Below are 20,140 nucleotides of genomic sequence, written 5' to 3' on the forward strand. Positions count from 1 at the left end.
AACCACCTTTTTCAAAAGGGGGTCTCCCTCCCCCCGCAACAATCTTCCTCTTCTTTTTACCAGCCTACGCGGGTGCAGGAGAAGATCATTTGCCAGATATTGCCGATATGGGCGCTGCGCATGGGGCAGTCGGAGTCTTCATTGAGTTTTTTGAGGCGGTCGATGGTTTGTTGTTCCCGTTCGTGGCTGAAGACTTCCACGGGCATGCCGTAGCGGTGTTCGTCGGTCATGATGCGGCGGCTCAGGTTGAAGCGACGGCGCACGAGGGTGAGCATTTCGTCGTCGATGGCGTCTATTTCCGCTCTCAGTTTTTCGATGGCCTCTTCCGATCTGGGGTCTGCCATGGCGTTCTGCCTTGTGGGGCGGCGCGGGTGACGCTCCCGGGGGGCGCGCCGTCTGCCCTGCGGGAGGAAAAGGGTCTTTTTTGTGGGAATGCTCTTGCCGGGCGCGGCTGTCAAGGGCGGCGGCGCTGGGCGGGCGCATGAGTAAAAAATTTTTCTCCTCTGCGCCCCATTGCCGAGAACGGGCAAAAAGCGTATTTGTTGCAGGTCATTTCCGCTCCTTCTGGGAGCGAGGGACATTCATCACAGGAGATAATGATCATATGAACCGAAACATAGTTTCCGCTCTTGCCCTTGTGTCCATGCTTGCGCTGCTCGGCGGCTGCAACGAGGAAGCGAAGCCTCAGAAGCCCGAACCTCAGTTCGGCGTGGTGCAGATTTCCAAGCTCTATCAGGAATCCAAGCTCGGCAAGGAGGGCATAGCCCGCGTGAGCGAGCTGGAAAACAAGGCCATGGCCTCGCTTTCCACGCTTCAGCAGGATCTGGAAAAGGCTCAAAATGCCAAGAACGAGGCGGAAGTGCAGCGTCTTCAGAAGGAGCTGCAGGGCCGCGTGTTCTTCCTGCAGAACGTCATCAAGCAGGATCAGGAACACGTGATGAACGTGCTTCAGACCGAAATGAAGAAGGCTCTTGAGAAGTGCCAGAACGACAAGTCGCTGTTCGGCATCTTCCCCGAAGAGGCGCTGGCCTCCTACAAGCCCGAAGTGGACGTGACCGACGCGGTGAAGACCATTCTTGACGCCGCCACCGCCACCTTCGGCGATCTGCCTTCTCTCGACAAGCCCGCGCTGCCCGAGCCCGAAAACGCCACGCCCGCCGCGAAGACGGACAAGGCCGCTCCCGCCGCCAAGGCCGACAAGCCTGCCGCCAAGGCTGAAAAGCCTGCGGAAAAGGCCGCCGCTCCCGCCGCGAAGTAGCGTTTTTCATCGTATGACAAGGGCCCGCCCTCTTCGGAGGACGGGCCTTTTTTCGTCGCAGGGGGGAGGGCGTCCCTGCGCTCTGCGGCGCGTGAAGGGGCCGCTCTGCGGAAGCCTTCCCTTGAAGCGCGTGCCGCGGAACGCGAGCCGGGCCGACGGCACGCGATGCCGAAAGCGCCTGCGTTCCCTTCGTGGGAAGTTTTTCCGCAAGTCGTTTTCAACAGAGTGAAATATTTTGCTTTCTTCCGGCACTTGCCCCCCGGTCCGTCCCTCTGTATAAGGACGGATATATCTTCCCTGAAACAGGAGTTCTCATATGTGCGGAATCATTGGCTACAGCGGGCATCGTCCCGCCGTTCCCCTGCTTTTGGAGGGCCTGCATCGTCTGGAATACCGGGGCTACGATTCTTCGGGCGTGGCCTTCGAGCAGGCGGGGCATCTCCATGTGGTGAAGGCGGCGGGCAAGCTTTCGGCGCTGGAGGCAAAGCTTGAGAACAACGCCTATCTTCTGGCCACGTCCGGCATAGGTCATACGCGCTGGGCCACGCACGGCCTGCCCGTGGAAAGAAACGCCCATCCGCATCTTTCGCAGGACGGGGACATAGCCATCATCCACAACGGCATCATCGAGAACTTTCAGGAAATCAAGGACGAGCTTTCCGCAAAGGGACACACCTTCCTTTCCGACACCGACACCGAGGTGCTCGCGCATCTCATAGGCGAGGAGAGGAAGACTGCCCCCAGCCTGTGCGAGGCCTTTGCCCGGGCGCTGCGCCGCGCGCACGGCGCCTACGCCGTGGTCATGATGGGCGTGGAGGAGCCGGGCGTCATTTATGCCGCACGCATGGCCGCGCCTCTGCTCATGGGCGTGGGCGTGGGCGAGTGCTTCGTGGCTTCCGACATTCCGGCCTTTCTGCCCTACACCCGCGAGGTGGTCTTTCTGGAAGACGGCGAAGTGGCCCGCATCGAGGGCGCTTCGTGGGAAGTGTTCTCCCTTGCCGATCTTTCGCCCGTGAAAAAGAGCGTGAGTCATGTGCCGTGGGACATGCAGGCCGCGGCCAAGGGCGGCTACAAGCACTTCATGCTCAAGGAAATCATGGAGCAGCCGCGGGTCATCACCGACTGTCTCACAGGCCGCGTGACGGAAGAGGCGGACGGGAGCCTTTCCGTGCACCTTCAGGAGCTCGACGCCCTTGACGTGCCAACGCGCCTGCACATCGTGGCCTGTGGCACGTCGTACAACGCCGGACTGTGGGGCCAGCAGCTTCTGGAAAACGTGGGCGGCATCCCCACCGATCTCGACATCGCCTCGGAGTTCCGCTATCGCGATCCCATCATTCTGCCGGGCGAGGCGGTCATGGTCATCAGCCAGTCCGGCGAAACGGCGGACACGCTCGCCGCGTTGCGTCTTGCAAAGGAGAAGGGCGCAAGAGTGATAGGTCTGTGCAACGTGGTTGGTTCCTCCATCGCGAGAGAGGCCGATGTCGTGCTCTACACCCAGGCCGGCCCGGAAATAAGCGTGGCCTCCACCAAGGCCATGTGCAGTCAGATGGTGCTCATCGCGCTCATGGCGCTCTATTACGGACAGCGCCGCAGCCCGGCCGTGTTCGACAGGGATCTTCTTGTGGCGCTGCGCGAGCTCCCCGAAAAGCTCGCCTCCGCGCTTCCCGCCATGCAGGAGCGGGCGGGACAGCTCGCCCTGCGCTTCGCCTCTTCGCGCAGCTTCTTCTATCTCGGCCGCGGTCAGTGTCACGCGCTGGCGCTGGAGGGCGCGCTCAAGCTCAAGGAACTTTCCTACATCCATGCCGAAGGCTACGCCGCAGGCGAAATGAAGCACGGCCCCATTGCCCTCATCGATCCGCAGTTCCCCACCTTCGCTCTGGCGCTCGACAATGAGCTCTTCCCCAAGGTGAAGTCCAACATTCAGGAAGTGCTGGCCAGACAGGGCCGCGTCATCGCGCTCGTGCAGGAGAGGGACGGAAAGGTGCCCGATCTCTCCGTGGAGGAAACCTGGGTGCTGCCTGCGGCGCATCCCGTCATATCCTGCTTCTTCGCGCTGCCCGCGCTCCAGCTTTTCAGCTATCAGATGGCCGACTACCTCGGCAAGGACGTGGATCAGCCGCGCAACCTCGCCAAGAGCGTCACCGTGGAATAAGCCCGGGGATGAGAGTTTTCTTGCCATGGAAGCCCTTCGGGGCTACCATGGCTTTTCCGCGCTCCCGCGCGCATGCCGACTGTCCGAGTCCCGGTTTCGGCAGTCCAGAACCGCCAACGGAAGTAATCTATGAAGAAGTTTGATCTCCGGCAGATGGTGGAGAAAAACCAGTTCGCCGTGAACTACAGGCGCATGTGGCCGTTCATCAAGCCGTTCTGGCCCATGGCTCTCCTGTCTCTGCTCATCTGCGTGCCCGTCGGCAGCCTCGACGCCGTCATTGCGCTGTTCCTCAAGCCCTATACCGACGTGGTCGTGGTGGGCAAGAGCATGGAGTCGCCGTGGTACATTCCTCTGCTCATCGTGGGCTTCACCACGGTGCAGGGCCTTTTGAACTTCGGCGGAGCCTACCTCAACGCCTGGGTGGGCGGCAGGCTCACCATGGGCCTCAAGGCCAGGCTTTATGAAAAGCTGGTGGACATAGAGCCTTCCTACTTCGATACCACCACCTCGGGCGAAGTGCTCTTCCGCTTCAACTCCGACGCCGAACTCGCCTGTTCCGGACTGCTCGGCAACCTGAAGAGCTTTCTTACCAGAATATGCTCTTCCGTCGCCCTCATAGGCGTGCTGTTCTACAACTCCTGGCAGCTTTCCATTCTGGCCATCGTCATTCTCGTGGTGGCCGTGGCTCCCCTCACCAAGGTGAAGAAGCTGCTCACGTCGCTGGTCACGCGCAACAACTCCTGCATGTTCCAGCTCAACACCACCTACAACGAAACCTTTTCCGGCAACCGCACCATCGCGGCCTACAATCTTCAGGACCGACAGAAGGGCCGTTTCAACTCGCTTCTGAACGACGTGTTCACCCTTACCGTGGCCATGACCCGCCGCACCGCGTGGATCACGCCGTTCATGCACTTCGTCATTTCCATAGGCCTCGGCCTCGCCATTGCCATGGGCAGCTGGCTCATCGTGCAGGGCACCATTTCTCCCGGCAACTTCGTGTCGTTCATCACCGCGCTGCTCATGCTCTACACCCCGCTCAAGAACATCACCAACGTGGCGGTTTCCGTGCAGCAGTCGTTTCTTGCCATCGACCGCGTGTTCTCCATTCTGGAGCGGCCGAAAGCCCTCAGGGAACAGGAGAAGCCCGTTCCGCTGCCCGCGGTGAAGCAGGGCATCACCTTCGAGCACGTGTCCTTCTCCTACAAGAAGGGCGTGGAAGTGCTGCACGACATCAACCTTGACGTGCGCGTGGGCGAAATGCTCGCCCTCGTGGGCAATTCCGGCGGCGGCAAGAGCACGCTCGTCAGCCTGATCCCCCGCTTCTACGACGTGACGAAGGGCCACATCCGGGTGGACGGCACGGACATACGGGAATTCGCCCTCAACGATCTGCGGCAGCACATCGCCATGGTGTTTCAGGACAACTTCCTCTTCGACGGCACGATCAAGGAAAACATTCTGCTCGGCAATCCTTCCGCCACCGACGAGGACGTGAAGAAGGCCCTGCACAACGCCTGTCTGTCGGAGTTCATCGATTCCCTCGAAAAGGGCGTCGACACCTACATCGGCGAGCGCGGCATTCTGCTTTCCGGCGGTCAGAAGCAGCGCGTGGCCATTGCCCGCGCCTTCCTCAAGAACGCGCCCATCGTCATTCTCGACGAAGCCACCTCCGCGCTGGACAACAAGTCCGAGGAAATCGTGCAGCGCGCCATAGACAACCTCATGCGCGACAAGACCGTGTTCGTCATCGCGCACCGTCTCTCCACCGTGAAGAACGCCAACCGCATAGCCGTCATCCATGAGGGACGCCTTGCGGAACTCGGTACGCACGAGGAACTCATGGCCATCCCCGGCGGTCAGTACCGCACGCTTTACAACATGCAGTTCAAGGCTCCCATCCATCACGGGGAAGCGGAGCAGAAGACGGAAGAAGTCGCCTGACGGCGTTTTCACAGGCTTTGAGAAGAGCGGCAGACACGGTTCTGCCGCTCTTTTTTAATGTCCGCGGCGGGACATCGCGCCCAGGATTCCGGTCGCAGGGCAAGGCGCGTTGGGCCCGGACGGTCGCGGGACGGAAGAGAGAGGGCCGGGACCGTCCGGCGGAACGATGCTGTTCCGGCGCGGTCGGCTTCATGCGGAAAAGAAGCGGGAGGCGTGCGCGCCTGCCGATGCGACGGGAAAATCCTGCCGCACGCGGGGAACGCGAAGGCGCAGGGCCCCCGGCGAGCAGGCTTCCGCAGGCGGAGAGTGCCCCGGGCGTCTTGCCGGCACGCGGCAGAAAGCGAGGAGAGAAGCGGCGACAGGCAGAGCCGTCCGGGCCTGAGCGGGGCGCGCGGCGCGGAACGAGCGCATCCGGGGGCAGGGCGGCAGAAGGCGCGAAGAGCGGCGGAGACGGAAGAACGGTTTCTGTGCCCTGAAGCGGAAGGCCGTGAGGCCCGGATTGCAGGCAGAGCCGTCCGTGCCGAAGAAGACAACGGGAGTCCGCCTTTTTCCGTTCTTCATGAGACTGAGCCGTCCGCGCCGAAAGGACGGCGCGCGGTGCGGAACGACCGTAAGCCTGGGCAGGGCGGCAGAATGTGAGCGCCGCGCCTTTCGGCAGACGCGCCCGTCCCTGCCGTTTTCCGCCCGGCCGGAGCAGGGGCGGAAGGGCTCAGCCCCAGTTGTGCCGTCTGCGATCGTTTCCCGATCTCTCGTAGAAGCGGCGCTTTTCCGCATACATGTTTTTGTCGGCCTCGTTGATCTGCGCGTCGAGGTCGCCGTGGCTGCTTCGCCATGAGGTTCCCGCGGCGATGGATATGTCGTCTTTTTCCATGTCCTTCAGGGCGCTTCTTACGTGGGCGTTGAAGGTTTCCTCGTCGGAATCCCGGTCGATGACGATGAACTCGTCGCCGCCCGTGCGGTAGACCCTTTTGCCGAACGCCCGCAGGAGATGGGCGGCCGTGCGGCTGAGAAGACGGTCCCCGGCCTGATGTCCCATAAGATCGTTGGTTTTCTTCAGACCGTTGAGATCGAAGTAGGCGATGCCGAGTCTGCCGCAGTCCCTGCCGGACAGCGCTTCGCACACTTCGTTGAACTTGTTTCTGTTGTAGAGTCCCGTGGCCACGTCTTCAAAGTACATCTGACGGATGAACTCGTGCTGTTCCTCGATCTGCTTTTTCTGCGCCTCGATCTGTTCCTGAAAGTACCTGCGCGACTCCATGGACATTTTTTGGGGAAAGCCTACGTCTTCGTCCGACATTTCCGCGTAGGGATTGGAGACGTGCAGATGACAGCAGCGCGGGCCGTCTTCGCTCCAGCGGAACACGGCGGTGATGCGCTGATGCATGCGCAGGTAGATGAGAGAGGATGGCGAAGTGGAAATCCACGCCATGCCCGAGCAGATGAACAGGTCCGGCACGGGCTGGATGACGTCATAGACTTCATCTTTGATGTCGCATTTCGGAACGTGCCCCTCGAGGGAATTCAGAAAGGACGTCACCTTTTCAACGCCGGTCAGATATTCATGTTCCGCCGCGCCGAACCAGCTTATTTCCGAGTCCAGATAGGGAAGAATGAAAACGGCGTTGTTCTCGCAGTAGTGCCAGTGCAGAAACTGACTGGTCAACTCCATGATTTTTTTCTTTTTGTCTTCACCGGAAGAGAGAATGTTGTCCATGGGCAGAACCTCGCGCCGTTTTTCCATGGTTTGGCGACATGATTTTTTTGAAAATGGAAGTCATGATATGGGGCTTGAAGGGCTCCTGCAATGATATTTTTTCCGAATTTTTCGAGAAAATGGGGATTAATGAGTCATAATAACAGGTTGGCCACGCGGTATCGCGTACGTTTTCTTGTTTTTTGGAGAGAGGTGGATAATAAGGTACGTGTTCCCGGGATTTTTTTCAAGATGAAAAGAAGAAGACTTTTGTCCTGTCGACGCCGCAGCCGGCGGACGAGGGCGGGCGAAAGGCCTGACTTGCGCCCGCGCCCCGACTGAGAGCGCACGCTTCGGCACTTTCGTCCGGAATCGGGAATGCGGCGCCGGAGGAAAGGCGTGCGGCGGAGCGGCGTGTTTCGTGCGGGAAGACGGGCGGGAAGGTCGCCGGAACGGTTGCGGAGCCATGCTCGGGACGGGAGCGGCGCCGGAGGAAAGACGCGGTTCGGCCGAAGCCTGCCCCGTGCCTGCGGAGGCATGAGGGAAAAAAGAGGGCGCGGATTCGACCGCAGGAAGAGGGGAGGGAAACGCTGCGCACGGGCGCGGAGACGAAGCGCAGAGGGGCGGAGGCTGAAGTTCATCCCTGTGGAGATGCCGCAGGTGCGACGAGCTTCGGCGCGCAGAAGAGCGGAAGGAACGGGACGCGGGGGAGGCGTTCCGACCGCTTTGCCGCAGGGCGGCTATCTGAAACATGACGTTGCAGTGCAAGAGCTGATTCCCCGGGAGTGACCTTGTCTCCGGGGGAAGGCGGGAGCCTGCACGGAGAGAAAAGGCGCTGGCCGGCACGGAAGAGTCACACGTTCGCTCTTGCGGGAAGAAGTCCCGGTCATGCACGGCCGAGTCGGCCGGATGGTCGGCACGACCGCAGCTCTGAGGAGGGTTTCCCTTCCGGCCGGCGTCGTTGAAGGCATGGCCCGCGGAGCCGCAGGACGCCGGGGCCCGGCGCAGCCCGCCCATGGCGGGACGACGCGCCTGCAGAGAACGGACGCGGAGAGAGCGCGCGTCCGTCCGGGCTCGTCCGGAAAGACGCGCCCGGAAGAAAGATTGGACAACAAGCGCAGGATGCTCATTATCCTGTCCGGATATCATGCTGTCCGGACATTGATATTCACCTGCGGAGCGGTTAAAGTCGACAAGTCAACGGTACTTTTCAATCGCCCGCATTTCTGCTTTTAGAACATTTTTCTGTTCGAGTAAAGCAGAATTATAGGGACAAAACTAAAATTATGCCCAATGTTCTTGTTTTTTGTTTTCTTTCAGGGGGTTGATGCTTATATTTTCGTCCCTCCGGAAGGAATGAACATTGGATGCTGGACGTTTGCCCTATGACCACACTCGGAGAACGCATAAAATCTGTGCGAGGCAGCATATCTCAGGAGGCGTTTTCGCGTGAGCTCGGCATAAGCAAGGGCTCGCTGGGCTTTTATGAGCGGAATGAAAATCTGCCCAACACCGACGTTGTATTAAAAATCTGTTCAAAGACGGGGGTCCGGCTGGAGTGGCTTCTGACGGGAGACGGTCCCATGCGGGACGCTTCCGGCGTTTCGGGGAACGCGGCGGGAGATGCGGACGACGGCATGTCGGAGGAACAGGCGGCCTGTCTTCGCTGCCTCATGCTGGAAAAGAGGCTGGATCGTCTGGAAGACGAGCGCCGGGAACTGGCGGCCGAGAACCGTCTTTTGTGGAAGGAAAACGCCGGACTGCGGGAGCGCTGCGCGCGCTTTGAGGAGCGCGAGAAGCAGGGAGGGCTCATGCCTCCTTTCGAGCCCTCGCCGGTGGTCCGCTCCAGTAAGGGCACGGAAAAGGGGTAGCGTTGCGGCGGCACGTTCTGCCGCGTCCGGCCTGCGTCTTTGCCGCATGGAGGCGTCCGGCCTCCGTCTTTGAGAATCCTTTCCTGCGCGTTCCGATGCGGGGGCCCGCCGCAGGGAAAGCGGCCGCGGGGACACCGCCGCGGGGAAGCGCCGTTTCCGTGGATGCCCTGCCGGGGGGCGGATTGTCCGGCGTCTGGTGAAGAAGGCCGTCGCGGCCTGATGGTGTGGAGGAAATTTCGACGCGCGCCGTCGGGAAAAGCGTCCGGCGCAACGTCGGCAACGCGCCTTCGTTTTCGGGAAGCGTGCTCTTCCGCAGCGCACGATTGATCCTCTCGGCTGGAGAGCGCCGCCCTGTCCGCCCGGGGCGCTTGCGGAGAGCCGGGAGCGGCGCGTCTTTTCCGGCCGGACAGCGTTCCGGGGCACTCCGATGACGGCGGACGATGACGGCCCGGACTTCTGCCGGCAGGCATGGGCCGTCTTGTGTCCGTCGGCGACCCGTCCTCTCCGTTCCGGGAAGCGGCAAGTCTCGGCGGAAGGTGAGGCCGCTTCGGGAAAAGACGGCTTTTGGGCGTTCTTTCGGGCGCAAAAAAGGGCGGGACGGCGTCCCGCCCGGAGCCGCGCTCATGCGGCGGATGCGTTTCAGCGGCTCATGACGATGCCCTGCTCTTCAAGGTCGTCATAGAGCATGTTGAGGGACATTCGCAGCGCGAAGGGGCTGATGGACTTGTTTTCCAGGTTGGCCAGAAGATCGATGTTGTGACCCTTGGCGAACGAGGCGAGGTTGGGGCTTTTGTTGCCGTCGGCGTCTTCAAAGTGCCAGGCCTTGACCTGCTTGCCGTCAAAGTCGTCGATCACGATGCGGAAGTAGTTTTCGGGACCAGCAAACACGTTGCTGGCGCTGTCGAGAACGATCTCGTCGGTGTTTTCGAGAATGATCTCATTCAGCTCGCTGCAGGATGCTCAGGTGTCGGGGCGAACCGTGAAGCGCGGATCGCCCGGCCAGGCCTGCGGATTCTTCAGGCTGAACACGCCGCTGAACATGTCGAGCCTCACCTTGCCGTCGCTCGTGAGCACTCCGTCAGGATGAAGCATGGCCACCTGCACGCGCACCTTGCCGTCGGCGGAGGCCATCTGCCACTTTGCCCGCTCTGCCGGGCTGGAGGGCAGGTAGTCAAGGGCGTGCTTGTCGAGCATTCCCTTGAATTCCTTCACGGTTTCCTTGCCGTTTTCGGCAAGGGCTATCTTTGCCGAGTCCTTGCCCACGGAGAGAACCTTCACCGTGGCATTGCCGACCTTCACGCTGTCTCCCGCCTTGTAGGCGCCGGAAACGCGGGGTTCGGAGGTGAGCCATATTTCGGTGAGGCTGGGCGTGGCGAATTCCTTCACTTCCACTTCGGTGGGGCTGGTTCTGCCCACGATGAGGTAGGACTTGCCGCTCGGATAGATGGAAGCGCCGAAGTAGCTCTTGTGCTGCACGGGCTCGCCGGTGGAGGCGGTGACGGGATGCCGTCCCTCGCTGAGGCCGAGACCGTGGAACTTGCCGGAGTTCACGTCCACGAGGGTGGGATCCACGGCCACCTGGAAGTTGGTGCCGTAGAAGTTGCCGGAAGATTTCATGATGCGCAGGCTGGAGTAGCCCGCGCTGTTGCCGTAGGGATGGGAGCTGCCGCTTACGAACTGCAGGGCGCGGGAGCCGTCGGGAAGAAGATTGATGGAATCGCCCTTCTTCATGACGCGGTTCTTCAGCACGAGGTATTCAAAGGCTTCGTCCACCTCCGAGTAGCGCTTGCCGAGCAGCATGACTTCGATGTTGGTCATGGTGCCTATGCTCGCGATGCGCGAACTGTAGTACAGTCCGGCCGGAGGAATGACGATCTTGCCGTCGCGGATGAAGCTTTTGCGGATGACCACGCCTTCGCTGATGCGGCGCTGACCGAGGTAAAGATCGAGGTCGGCGGCCTTGAATCCGGGAACTTTGGCGATGATGGCCGCGTTGCGGGCCGGGGCCTGCATGAGCGCCGATTCGGAGGCCGCCGAGGCCGCCGAAGGCAGAAGCAGGGCGAGCGCGAGGCTCGCGCCTTTGAACCACAGGTGTCTGTTCATGGACATCTCCCTGAGCTGAGGTTGCAAAGCGCCTGCCGGAACGCGGTTCGCCGTGCATGACGACCGGCGCGCTTTGCCGGAACCAAGTTTCCTGCCCCACGGTATAAAACGACGTAAAAAAAATTACAAGGCGTGTCGACATTTTTTTCGTGTTCAGAGAAAAGCGGGCAGCAGGAGAAGGGGAGAATGACGGGCCCTCCGGCGGAGAAGGGCCGCGGAGGGAAAGGGGCGTCGAGAATGCGGCTCTGCCGCAGGGAAAGGGGAATGCGGCGTGCCGCAGGGGAAGGAGCCGCGGCAGAGGCAAAAGGGGATCGGCGCGGCCGTCGTTGTCCGACGGGCCGCGCCGGGGCGAAGAAGCGCGCTTCGCCCGGAAAGCGCGCGTCACTCTTCGCCGTCGGGAATGACCTCGGCATCCTTGCCGAACATGCTCGCCCAGCGCACGACTTCCTGCGGATCGGCGACGCGCATGGTGAACAGCACCTCATCCGGGCCGTTCAGTCTGAGCTTTTTGTCGGCGTGCCCTATCCTTTCCCGAACATAGCGTGATGCCTGACCGGTGAAGCGTATGGTCACGGGTCGGCTGCCGTCCGCAGACGGCGTTTCCTGGACGCCTTTGGCCTTGGCGGAAAAGCCGTCGTCGGCGTCCACGGGCCAGCGCAGGCTCATGCCGGTGTCTTCCACCTTCTGAATGCCGCTCACGCGAAAGGCCTTCCACTGGCAGGGCGATTCGTCCACGGTGCGCGCGTACAGATACAGCGCCTGTCGTCTGAGGTAGAGATGCCGGGGATCTATTTCGCGCCAGCGCGTGTCCCATGCGCCGCGGCCCGCGTAAAGGATGCGTATTCTTTTTCCCTGGGAGACCGCGTCGAGCAGCGGCGAGAGCGATTCCGTCGTCGTGCCGCTTCTCCAGCCGGGCAGGCTCTTGTCGAAGGCGGAGAGCATCTGTTCCCGAAAGGGCGAGGGCATGCCTCCCGCCAGCTTTCTGCCCGCGTCCGCGGCGAGCGAGGCGAGCAGACCGTCGTCCGTGGCGCAGAGCTGCTCCATGGCCAGCATGAGAATGAGACGGTTGGGCAGGCTCAGATCGAGCGTGGACACGAGCCGGTCTTCCAGAATGCGGAAGCCGTGCTTCTTGCCGTAGCTGAAGCGGAAACCGGCTTCGGCGAGTGCGGCCTTGTCCTTGTAAAACTGACTTCTGCTTATGCCGAGGTCGCTTCGCAGTGCCTCAAGAGGACGACGGGGATCTTTGCGGATGGCCTGCACGATGCGCAGCAGACGGGAAATTCGCGACCCTCCCTCGCCGGAGGAGGCGTGGCCAGGTGCAGATGTCGGATGGGAAAACATCGTCAAGGGACTCCAGAGAAATTTTTCGGACTGGTTCACATGGGCTCGGGCAAACAGCGTTCGTTTTCGCGCGGCTGCCTTCCGCGCGACGCGCACGGATGCCGTTTTCGCGTCATCATGCGTTTTTCCGGCGTGCGGCTCAGGGAAAGCGTTTTTTAAGCGAAAGATATTATTTTATTGGACAGCCGAAATTCGGCGGAAAGTCAAAGGGATTCTCGCAGGAAGTCCACAACAGTGTGGCTCAGGGAAGCAGATTTTTGTCGGAGTCTCCTCATGCGTGGATTGTTTGTGCGGGCGAAGGCTCCGTTTTTTCTTCTCCGCGGCCTTGCGGCGGCAGGGATTTCGTGCCCCGGTCGGGCGTTTTCGGCCGGAGCGGGGCGTTTTCCGGCGAAGGCACGCAAAGACGGGAGGGAAGAGCCTGCGGCGACGATGCGCAAAGACGGGGGGGCGTTTTTGCCGCAGGCGGCCGGGCGCACGTTACGGCTCACGCGTTCCGCAATGCGCCGGAAACGGCAAGGGACCGCCCCCGGAAGAGGACGGTCCCTTGAATGCGGCCTGTCATGCGCGCGGCATGAGGCGGAAGGAGTGGCTACATGCCGAGCAGTCTCGGCAGGAAGAGCGTGATGTCGGGGAAGAGCACGATGACCACGAGGGCGAGCGCGGAGGCGGCCAGCATGGGCAGCACGGGCGGGATGATCTCCTCCATGGTGAGGTTGCTTATCTTCGCGCCCACGTACAGGTTGACGGCCACGGGCGGGGTCACCTGACCGAGGGCGAGGTTGATGGTCATCATCACGCCGAACCACACGGGATCCCAGCCGAAGTGAGCCATGATGGGCATGAGGAAGGGCAGGAGCACGTAGTAGATGGAAATGGCGTCGAGCAGCATGCCCGCGATGAAGAGAATGACGTTGATGAGCAGAAGGAGCACGATGGGATTGTCGGAAAGGGAAAGCAGCACGGAGGCGCCGCGTTCCACAAGTCCCACGGTGCTGGCCACCCAGGCGTAGAGGCCGGCGCAGGTGACCACGAACATGATGACCGCGGTGGCCTTCACCGATTCCACGAGCACGTCGATGAGAATGGAGACCTTGTTGATGGTGCGGTAGATGAACACGCCCACGAAGAGGCCGTAGAAGATGGCCACGGCCGCGGCTTCGGTGGGGGTGAACACGCCGCCGTAGATGCCGCCGAGAATGACCACAGGGGTCATGACGCCCCAGAAGGCCTCGCGCAGGGCCTTCGACACGGGCATGCTTCTGGGCTTGCCGCGATAGCCCTTCTTGCGGGAGGTGATGAGCACCGAGCCCATGAGGAAGAGGGCCACCACCACGCCGGGAATGAAGCCCGCGGCGAAGAGGGCGGGCACGGACACGTCGGCGATGCCGCCGTACACGATGAAGGCGATGCTCGGCGGAATGACGATGGCAAGGCCGGAGGTGACGGACACCGTGGCCGCGGCGAAGGGCTTGTCGTAGCCGCTCTTGACCATGGCGGGGATGAGGATGAGGCCGAGGGCCGCCACGGTGGCCGGGCCGGAGCCGCTCACCGCGCCCCAGAAGGTGGCCACGCCTACGGTGGCCACGGCAAGGCCGCCGGTCATGTTGCCCACGATGGCTTCCACCAGCGTGACGATGCGGGCGGCAATGCCCGCGCGTTCCATGATGAAGCCCGCGAGAATGAAGAAGGGAATGGCGAGCAGCGGCACCTTGGCGATGCCGGCAAAGAAGTTGTAGGAGAGCATGTCTATGCCCATGTCCCACCACCAGCCCACGAAGATGGCGGAAAGGCCCAGGGAAATGGCGATGGGCACGCGGAAGATGAGCGGGATGATGAAGGTGATGAGCAGCCAGAATGCCGGGTCCTTGAAAAGTTCCATGTCCATGCGTTGTTCTCCGTGAAGGGATGCCGATTCGGCAAAAAAGGCTTGCCGTTCGGCTGCGTTTTTGTGACGTGCGTTTGTCGGGAAGGGGCCCGTGCGGGAAGGACCGCGACGGGGCGTCTAGTAGTTTCTGGTACGGAAGTCTTCCCAGACCTTCTGGAGAATGCGCACGATGATGAGGGCGGAGAAGAGCGGCGTGGCGATGGTGTAGATCCACACCGGGATGGCCAGCGATTCGGACACCACGTCGAGCTCGATTTCGTCCACCACTTCAATGTAGCCCTGCCAGCAGAGGGCGGCGAAGAAGACGATGCTGCAAAGGGTGCCGAAAATGTACAGGAGCTTTCTGACGGGTCGGGGCATGGCGTCGTACAGCAGGTTCATGCTGAAGTTTCCGCCTTCGCGGAAGGCCCGCGCGGTGCCCAGAAGAACGATCCATACGAAGAGGTTGACGGTCAGTTCTTCCGACGAGGAAAATGAGAGGTTGGTGCAGTAGCGCACGATCACGTTGATGAACGAGATGCACGCCATCACGGCAAGCAGAATGGCTCCGAGCAGTTCCTCGAAGCGTGCGTTCAGAAAGTTCCACATAATGAGAATCCCCGATGATGAGAAAGGCGGGAGCGGCCCGGCAGTCGCTCCCGGAACACGGTTTACTGGGCGGCCTTCATGTCGGCTTCGGCGGCCTTCACGAGTTCGGGGCCGATTTCCTTGGTCCACTTGTCGCGCACGCTCTGGGTGGCGTCGTAGAATTCCCTGACCTGTTCGGGCGTGAACTTCACGATGGTCATGCCCTTTTCCTCCATGGTCTTGAAGGGATCGGTCACGGCGGGCACCTTGTCTATGCTCTGGAGGAAGGCCAGCGAGGAGCCGTCGTCAAAGCCGAGGCGGGAAAGGGCCTTGCTGTACTTTTCCATTTCCTTGGCGCAGTCCAGCAGAATGGCCTGATCTTCGGCGGAGAAGGACTTCCACACCTTGGAGTTGGCGGTGAGAAGCAGCGGATCGATCATGTAGTGCCAGTCGGTGTGATACTTGTGCCAGGTCCAGATCTGCAGGGTGATGTTGATGCCGTTGGTGGGGTTTTCCTGGCCGTCCACGATGCCCTGCTGGAAGCCGGTCACGGCTTCGGACCAGTTGATGGCCTGCGGATTGGCGCCGAGCGCGGTGAAGATGTCGGCAAAGATGGGCGTGCCGCACACGCGCAGCTTCATGCCCTTCATGTCGGCGGGATGGTTGATGGGGCCCTTGCTGGTGGTGAGCTCGCGGAAGCCGTTTTCGCCCCAGCCTATGAACTTCACGCCGGTCTTTTCCACGGCGTCCACGATCATCTGACCGGATTTGCCCGCTTCAATGGCGTCCATGGCCTTGTAGCGGTCGGGGTTGTTGGCCACGAAGAAGGGCAGGGCGGTAAGGTTGAGTTCCTGCACCTGGGGAGACCAGTTGATGGTGGAGGCAAGGGCGAAGTCGATGGCGCCGCGGCGGACGAGCAGAAGTTCGGACGTCTGCTTGCCGGCCATGAGCTGGGCGCCGGGATACACCTTGATGTTGATGCGTCCGTTCGTGCGTTCTTTGACGAGATCGGCGAAGTAGGTGGCGGAAAGGCCCCAGCCGGAGGTGGCGGCGGGCACCACGCTCAGCTTGTATTCCTTCTTGTAGGCGGCAAGCGCCGGGGCGGAAAGAAGTCCCACACAGACGGCGGTCATGAGGGCGGTACGGAAAAGTCGCTTCATAAATCCTCCTCGGATATGTTCTTTGCGACGCGAGGTCGCGTTGCACCCGGTGTGAAGGGAGAGCACTCCCGCCCGGGGTACGGGGGCGGAAGCACGTTTCGGCCGCTTAGAGCAGCGGCAGGACAATAATGAGAACGGGTAGAACGACCACGAGTTCCAGCGTGGTGAACACCCAGCAGGCATTGGCCAGATCCAGGTCCAGATCGAACAGGGACGGGGGAATGAGCGCGTTCATGGCCACGGGCATGGCGGAAAGAATGGCCACCACCTTGAGCGGAAGGCCGCCTTCCACCTCGCCGAGTCCGGCCAGAGAGGCCAGCGTCGTGACGATGAGGGGCACGCAGACAAATTTGATGAGGGAGATGACGGCGGACTCGCGCACATAGGCGGTCATGCGCGAGAGACGCAGGCCCATGCCTATGGAGAGCAGAAAGCATACGGTGCCCGCGATCATGGCCGCCGCCGAGAGCGTGCCGAAGGCGGAAGGCCGCCGCACGCCGGAAAGATTGAGGAAAAGCCCGAGACCGAGGGCGAAGAGTATGGCGGCCAGCACCGGATCAAGATGCAGACGGGGCGTCTTCGTGCCTGATGCGCCTGCGGAACCGTAGCTGCGCGACACGGGCACGGCCACGCCGAAGTAGAACATTTCTTCGCACAGGCGGTACAGGGAGGCCATGGCGATGGCCTGCTCGCCGAACTGCATGACCGCCACAAGGCAGCCCACCGCGCCTATGTTGGTGAAGGTGCCGCAGCAGTACATGCTGCCGGTCTGCGCGCGGCCGAGCCCCATGCGTCGGGAGAAGAAGAGGGCGAGCGCCCCTCCCGCGACCCATGCCGCAAGACCGAGCGCGGGCAGGCACAGAAGCCGCGGGTCCGGCGAAGGCAGCCCCCACAGCGAAAGCATGGCCGAGAGCGGAATGAGACCGAACATCGCCGTCTTCTGAATGACGATGCGCAGGCGCTTCAGCGAAGATTCCGTGAAGGCAGACGCGCCCAGGCTCACCCACTGACGGAAGAGATACCCGGCAATGAGACTGACGAAGATGATGGTCAGAGTGAGCAGAAGCCGTTCCATGGCGGAGCCTGAGGCAAAAAGTTCCCGCGCGGCTTCCGGCCCTGTACCGTACAAGGAGAGAGAAAAAACCGGCGGACATCTCCCCGGGATGACTTACCTCTCAAAAAGGAGATAACGACGCTCCCTCATGAGCCGGAGGCGTCGCGCGCCGCAGCGCGGCTTTGCGACCTCTTCCGACGTTCCGCCGGGGGCGGATGAGAAAACGTTCCGGGAAGACGATTTTTTTCAGATTAGTAGGTTTTCAAAAATTGTCAAATAAAGGGAGAGATTTTTTGAGAAGAAAAAAAGGTCTGTAAAAGAGGCAGTGTTTCATGCCGGTTAGGCCGTCCGCATCAGGGGGTTGCGTTGTGGGGACCGCATTTTCCCCCGCGGCGGAAGGATGTTGCGACGCCCGGGCTGCCGGAGACCGCGTTTGTGCAGATGTTGTGTGCATTTTTTCACTTTCTGCAAAAAAGCTGCGGGGCCGTTGCAGCGCATCTGCGGCGCGGCGCTTTTCGCGGTCGCCTGCGCTTTTTCTGTCGCATTCGCGCTTCTGGGCGGAAAAGGGAAGGCGTCCGTTTTGTGGACGCGTGCAGGGAGTGGCCGACGAAGAAGGCCGCCGGGAACATTCCGGCGGCCTTTCGAGTCATGCGGCGGAAAAGAGAAAGGCGGTCGAGGGGCGCGTTCCAGGCCGTGCTGCGCTCCTTCGATGCGGCGAAGAGCGGACAGGAGAGCTCCGGGGCGTCGCGCGTGAGAAGGGACCGGGCTTACTTCGGCAGCGTTGTTTCTTCTCCCCGCTTCATTTTCTGAATGGTCTGCGTGGTGGAGTAGCCGTCGAGCCGCGAGAGGGTGACGGCCCTGCCGCCGTAGCTTTCCACAAACTGCGCCTCGGGCCAGCGGTCGATGGTGTAGCCTTCCTTCAGAATGAGGTCGGGACGGATGGCGTCCACAAGGGGCAGGGCGGTGTCGTCGTCGAACATGATGACGAAGTCGACGAACTCCAGGGAGGCGAGCAGCAGGGCGCGGGTCTTTTCGTCCTGAATGGGACGTTCCGGGCCCTTGAGCCTTTTTATGGAAGCGTCGGTATTGAGGCCCACCATGAGCACGTCGCACAGGGAGCGTGCCTGCATGAGCGAGTGCAGATGCCCCTGATGCAGCAGGTCGAAGCAGCCGTTGGTGAATCCCACCTTTTTGCCCTGCTCGCGACACTGGGCGGCAATGGCCGCGGCCTCGCGGCGGCTGACGATCTTGTTTTTCTGCTTCCAGCCCGGGCCGGAGGCGGAGCGGCGGCGCGAAAGGGCGTCGAGAATTTCCTGCGCGGTCACGCAGGAAGTGCCGAGCTTGCCCACGGCCACGCCGGACGCGATGTTGGCGAGCTTCATGGCGTCCTGAATGTCGGCGCCTGCCGCAAGCGACGCGCCGAAGGCGGCAAGGGAGGTGTCGCCCGCGCCCGACACGTCGAACACTTCGCGCGCCTCGGTGGGAAGCTGAAACACGTCGTCGGGACGGGAGGCGGACACGAAGGCCATGCCGTGCTCGGAAAGCGTGACGAGCAGATTTTCAATGCCGTAGCGTTCAAACAGCGCTTTGGCTCCCCGGCGCAGACTGTCCGTGAAGTCGGGGTCGGAAGGATGACACGAAAGCCCCGTGGCCTGATTGAATTCCTTGAGGTTGGGCTTGACCACGGTGGCACCGGCGTATTTCGAGTAGTCGTCGCCCTTGGGGTCGATGATGACGGGCTTGCCCGCCGCACGACAGACCTCTATGATGCGCTGACAGCGCTCGGGCGAAAGCAGCCCCTTGGCGTAGTCGGAAAGAAGAATGATGTCCGCGGCCTTCACCCGCTCGTCGAGCGCAGGGCCGAGAATGTCGTCGTTGCAGCAGAAACGCCGCTCGTTGTCGATGCGCAGAAGATGATTGTTGCCCGCAATCACGCGGGTCTTTTCAATGGTGGGAAAGCCCGGCACCACCAGCGCGGCCGCATGATCGCATACCTGACTGAGAAGACGCCGTACCTCCTTCCCCGCATCGTCGTCGCCGATGAAGCAGAGAATGTCGGCCGTGCAGCCGAGCGTGTGCAGATTGGCCACCACGTTGCCCGCCCCGCCGAGCATCTTTTTTTCGCTCTGAAAGTTGAATACCGGCACGGGAGCCTCGGGCGAAATGCGCTCCACCTTCCCGTAAAGAAAATGGTCGAGCATCACGTCGCCCACACAAAGAACCCTGACGTTCCTGTACGCCTTGACTATGGTAGAAAGCAGCATGGTTTTTCCTGTGAAGGTCTCAAATGAAGGACAATGGAACAACGCTCCCGCCCCGGCTTTTCGCCCCGCCCAGAGTATCAGCCGCCGAAAGCGAAGTAAAGAAGAGGGAGGAAAGAGAGAATGCGGGGGAAGGCGGGGAAACTTTTGAAAAAGTTTTCCCCGCCTTCCCCCACACCCCCATCCGCCCTTTCAAAACTTTTCAGTTTCTGGGGCGTGAATGATGGGATGGGGAAACGGCTGTTCCCTTCCGGTATTCGGCCGCTCAGCAGTGGCCCGACAAGGCTGCGGCCCATCGCCCGTCAGCTTCCGACACGCGGTATGGACGCAGGGCTTGCATGACGGGCATTTCATGGAACGCCGGGAGTGAATCGCGGCTATTCATGACCGCTGACCGGGCTTCTGACATCGCCCGGTGCGACATTTTTTCTCCCGAGTATCACCATCGCCCGTTTCCCCGGGACACGCTGTACGGACGCAGGGCTTGCATGACGGGCATTTCATGTACCGGCGGAAGTGAATTCCGCCTGTTCATGACCGCTGACCGGGCTTCTGACATCGCCCGGGCCCCCGAGCGCTGAGAGAAGGTTATCCGCTGCAAGCGAAGGCCCGCCCGAGCGTTGAGAAACGGTCATTCGCTGTAAACGGAGGCCGACCGAACAGTGAACGGCGAGTTTTCCCTCTAGTTTTTTGAGCGTTGAGAGAAGGCAGAAAGGAAAAACAACGGCCCGCCATATCGTTGAAAAACGACTGTTCTTTGCCAACGAAAGTTTTCCAGAGTTTCGAGCCTCCACTCTCCCCTTAAAAATCTGGAAATCCCTTCCAACCACACCGGTGCTTTCGCGAAG

15 protein-coding genes and 1 pseudogene are annotated in these 20,140 nt (G+C 61.4%); 5 read left to right on the plus strand and 11 right to left on the minus strand.

Annotated elements, in window-relative coordinates; genetic code table 11:
- Positions 1-56 precede the first annotated feature (56 nt).
- Entirely contained in the window at positions 57-344 is a 288-nt protein-coding gene (locus QZZ60_RS05355) for a chorismate mutase (RefSeq protein WP_295638865.1), read from the minus strand.
- 260 nt (positions 345-604) lie between these two features.
- On the opposite strand from QZZ60_RS05355, the gene QZZ60_RS05360 reads away from it, so the two are divergent.
- The 3 genes from QZZ60_RS05360 (at position 605) to QZZ60_RS05370 (ending at position 5,357) form a co-directional block, all read left to right on the plus strand.
- Complete coding sequence (locus tag QZZ60_RS05360) at positions 605-1,258, plus strand: OmpH family outer membrane protein (protein ID WP_295638868.1); 654 nt, start codon at positions 605-607, stop codon at positions 1,256-1,258.
- 316 nt (positions 1,259-1,574) lie between these two features.
- Positions 1,575-3,413: a glutamine--fructose-6-phosphate transaminase (isomerizing) gene (gene glmS / locus QZZ60_RS05365; protein WP_295638871.1), complete on the plus strand. Its 1,839-nt coding sequence runs from the start codon at positions 1,575-1,577 to the stop codon at positions 3,411-3,413.
- Between the two features lie 129 nt (positions 3,414-3,542).
- Positions 3,543-5,357 carry an ABC transporter transmembrane domain-containing protein gene (locus QZZ60_RS05370; protein ID WP_295638874.1) on the plus strand — a complete coding sequence of 605 codons (1,815 nt, stop codon included), beginning with the start codon at positions 3,543-3,545 and terminating at the stop codon, positions 5,355-5,357.
- A 709-nt stretch (positions 5,358-6,066) separates the two neighbouring features.
- Here the strand turns inward: QZZ60_RS05370 and QZZ60_RS05375 are convergent.
- Positions 6,067-7,071 (minus strand): GGDEF domain-containing protein, encoded by a 1,005-nt coding sequence (locus QZZ60_RS05375; RefSeq protein WP_295638877.1) that lies wholly within the window; start codon positions 7,069-7,071, stop codon positions 6,067-6,069.
- Between the two features lie 1,364 nt (positions 7,072-8,435).
- Here QZZ60_RS05375 and QZZ60_RS05380 point away from each other — a divergent pair.
- A pseudogene (locus QZZ60_RS05380) lies at positions 8,436-8,627 on the plus strand (helix-turn-helix domain-containing protein); the annotation flags it as partial.
- Positions 8,628-8,687: 60 nt separating this feature from the next.
- Complete coding sequence (locus tag QZZ60_RS05385) at positions 8,688-8,921, plus strand: hypothetical protein (protein ID WP_295638904.1); 234 nt, start codon at positions 8,688-8,690, stop codon at positions 8,919-8,921.
- A 639-nt stretch (positions 8,922-9,560) separates the two neighbouring features.
- Here QZZ60_RS05385 and QZZ60_RS05390 read toward each other — a convergent pair.
- The 9 genes from QZZ60_RS05390 to QZZ60_RS05430 all read right to left on the minus strand — a co-directional run.
- The gene (locus QZZ60_RS05390) at positions 9,561-9,809 is read right to left on the minus strand and encodes a transcription factor (RefSeq protein WP_295638880.1); all 249 of its coding nucleotides are present in this window, start codon (positions 9,807-9,809) and stop codon (positions 9,561-9,563) included.
- A 72-nt stretch (positions 9,810-9,881) separates the two neighbouring features.
- Complete coding sequence (locus tag QZZ60_RS05395) at positions 9,882-11,024, minus strand: hypothetical protein (protein WP_295638882.1); 1,143 nt, start codon at positions 11,022-11,024, stop codon at positions 9,882-9,884.
- Positions 11,025-11,405: 381 nt separating this feature from the next.
- A complete protein-coding gene (locus tag QZZ60_RS05400; RefSeq protein ID WP_295638884.1) occupies positions 11,406-12,365 on the minus strand; it encodes a YafY family protein in 960 nt (319 codons plus the stop codon).
- A 589-nt stretch (positions 12,366-12,954) separates the two neighbouring features.
- A complete protein-coding gene (locus QZZ60_RS05405; RefSeq protein WP_295638887.1) occupies positions 12,955-14,250 on the minus strand; it encodes a TRAP transporter large permease in 1,296 nt (431 codons plus the stop codon).
- A gap of 117 nt (positions 14,251-14,367) precedes the next feature.
- Positions 14,368-14,838: a TRAP transporter small permease gene (locus tag QZZ60_RS05410; RefSeq protein ID WP_295638890.1), complete on the minus strand. Its 471-nt coding sequence runs from the start codon at positions 14,836-14,838 to the stop codon at positions 14,368-14,370.
- A 62-nt stretch (positions 14,839-14,900) separates the two neighbouring features.
- A complete protein-coding gene (locus QZZ60_RS05415; RefSeq protein ID WP_295638892.1) occupies positions 14,901-15,977 on the minus strand; it encodes a DctP family TRAP transporter solute-binding subunit in 1,077 nt (358 codons plus the stop codon).
- A 106-nt stretch (positions 15,978-16,083) separates the two neighbouring features.
- Positions 16,084-17,052 (minus strand): AEC family transporter, encoded by a 969-nt coding sequence (locus tag QZZ60_RS05420; RefSeq protein WP_295638895.1) that lies wholly within the window; start codon positions 17,050-17,052, stop codon positions 16,084-16,086.
- A gap of 746 nt (positions 17,053-17,798) precedes the next feature.
- A complete protein-coding gene (locus QZZ60_RS05425; RefSeq protein ID WP_295638898.1) occupies positions 17,799-19,295 on the minus strand; it encodes a bifunctional heptose 7-phosphate kinase/heptose 1-phosphate adenyltransferase in 1,497 nt (498 codons plus the stop codon).
- A 497-nt stretch (positions 19,296-19,792) separates the two neighbouring features.
- A partial coding sequence (locus QZZ60_RS05430; RefSeq protein ID WP_295638901.1) for a hypothetical protein occupies positions 19,793-20,140 on the minus strand: 348 nt, incomplete at its 5' end.

Origin of the sequence: uncultured Mailhella sp. (genome assembly GCF_905187505.1) — a bacterium.
Taxonomy (GTDB): domain Bacteria; phylum Desulfobacterota; class Desulfovibrionia; order Desulfovibrionales; family Desulfovibrionaceae; genus Mailhella.

What these genes read in the sequence shown, in the direction of transcription:
- QZZ60_RS05355 (WP_295638865.1), bottom strand. Translation starts at nt 344, where the DNA reads ATGGCAGACCCCAGATCGGAAGAGGCCATCGAAAAACTGAGAGCGGAA.
- QZZ60_RS05360 (WP_295638868.1), top strand. Translation starts at nt 605, where the DNA reads ATGAACCGAAACATAGTTTCCGCTCTTGCCCTTGTGTCCATGCTTGCG.
- glmS (WP_295638871.1), top strand. Translation starts at nt 1,575, where the DNA reads ATGTGCGGAATCATTGGCTACAGCGGGCATCGTCCCGCCGTTCCCCTG.
- QZZ60_RS05370 (WP_295638874.1), top strand. Translation starts at nt 3,543, where the DNA reads ATGAAGAAGTTTGATCTCCGGCAGATGGTGGAGAAAAACCAGTTCGCC.
- QZZ60_RS05375 (WP_295638877.1), bottom strand. Translation starts at nt 7,071, where the DNA reads ATGGACAACATTCTCTCTTCCGGTGAAGACAAAAAGAAAAAAATCATG.
- QZZ60_RS05385 (WP_295638904.1), top strand. Translation starts at nt 8,688, where the DNA reads ATGTCGGAGGAACAGGCGGCCTGTCTTCGCTGCCTCATGCTGGAAAAG.
- QZZ60_RS05395 (WP_295638882.1), bottom strand. Translation starts at nt 11,024, where the DNA reads ATGAACAGACACCTGTGGTTCAAAGGCGCGAGCCTCGCGCTCGCCCTG.
- QZZ60_RS05400 (WP_295638884.1), bottom strand. Translation starts at nt 12,365, where the DNA reads ATGTTTTCCCATCCGACATCTGCACCTGGCCACGCCTCCTCCGGCGAG.
- QZZ60_RS05405 (WP_295638887.1), bottom strand. Translation starts at nt 14,250, where the DNA reads ATGGACATGGAACTTTTCAAGGACCCGGCATTCTGGCTGCTCATCACC.
- QZZ60_RS05410 (WP_295638890.1), bottom strand. Translation starts at nt 14,838, where the DNA reads ATGTGGAACTTTCTGAACGCACGCTTCGAGGAACTGCTCGGAGCCATT.
- QZZ60_RS05415 (WP_295638892.1), bottom strand. Translation starts at nt 15,977, where the DNA reads ATGAAGCGACTTTTCCGTACCGCCCTCATGACCGCCGTCTGTGTGGGA.
- QZZ60_RS05420 (WP_295638895.1), bottom strand. Translation starts at nt 17,052, where the DNA reads ATGGAACGGCTTCTGCTCACTCTGACCATCATCTTCGTCAGTCTCATT.
- QZZ60_RS05425 (WP_295638898.1), bottom strand. Translation starts at nt 19,295, where the DNA reads ATGCTGCTTTCTACCATAGTCAAGGCGTACAGGAACGTCAGGGTTCTT.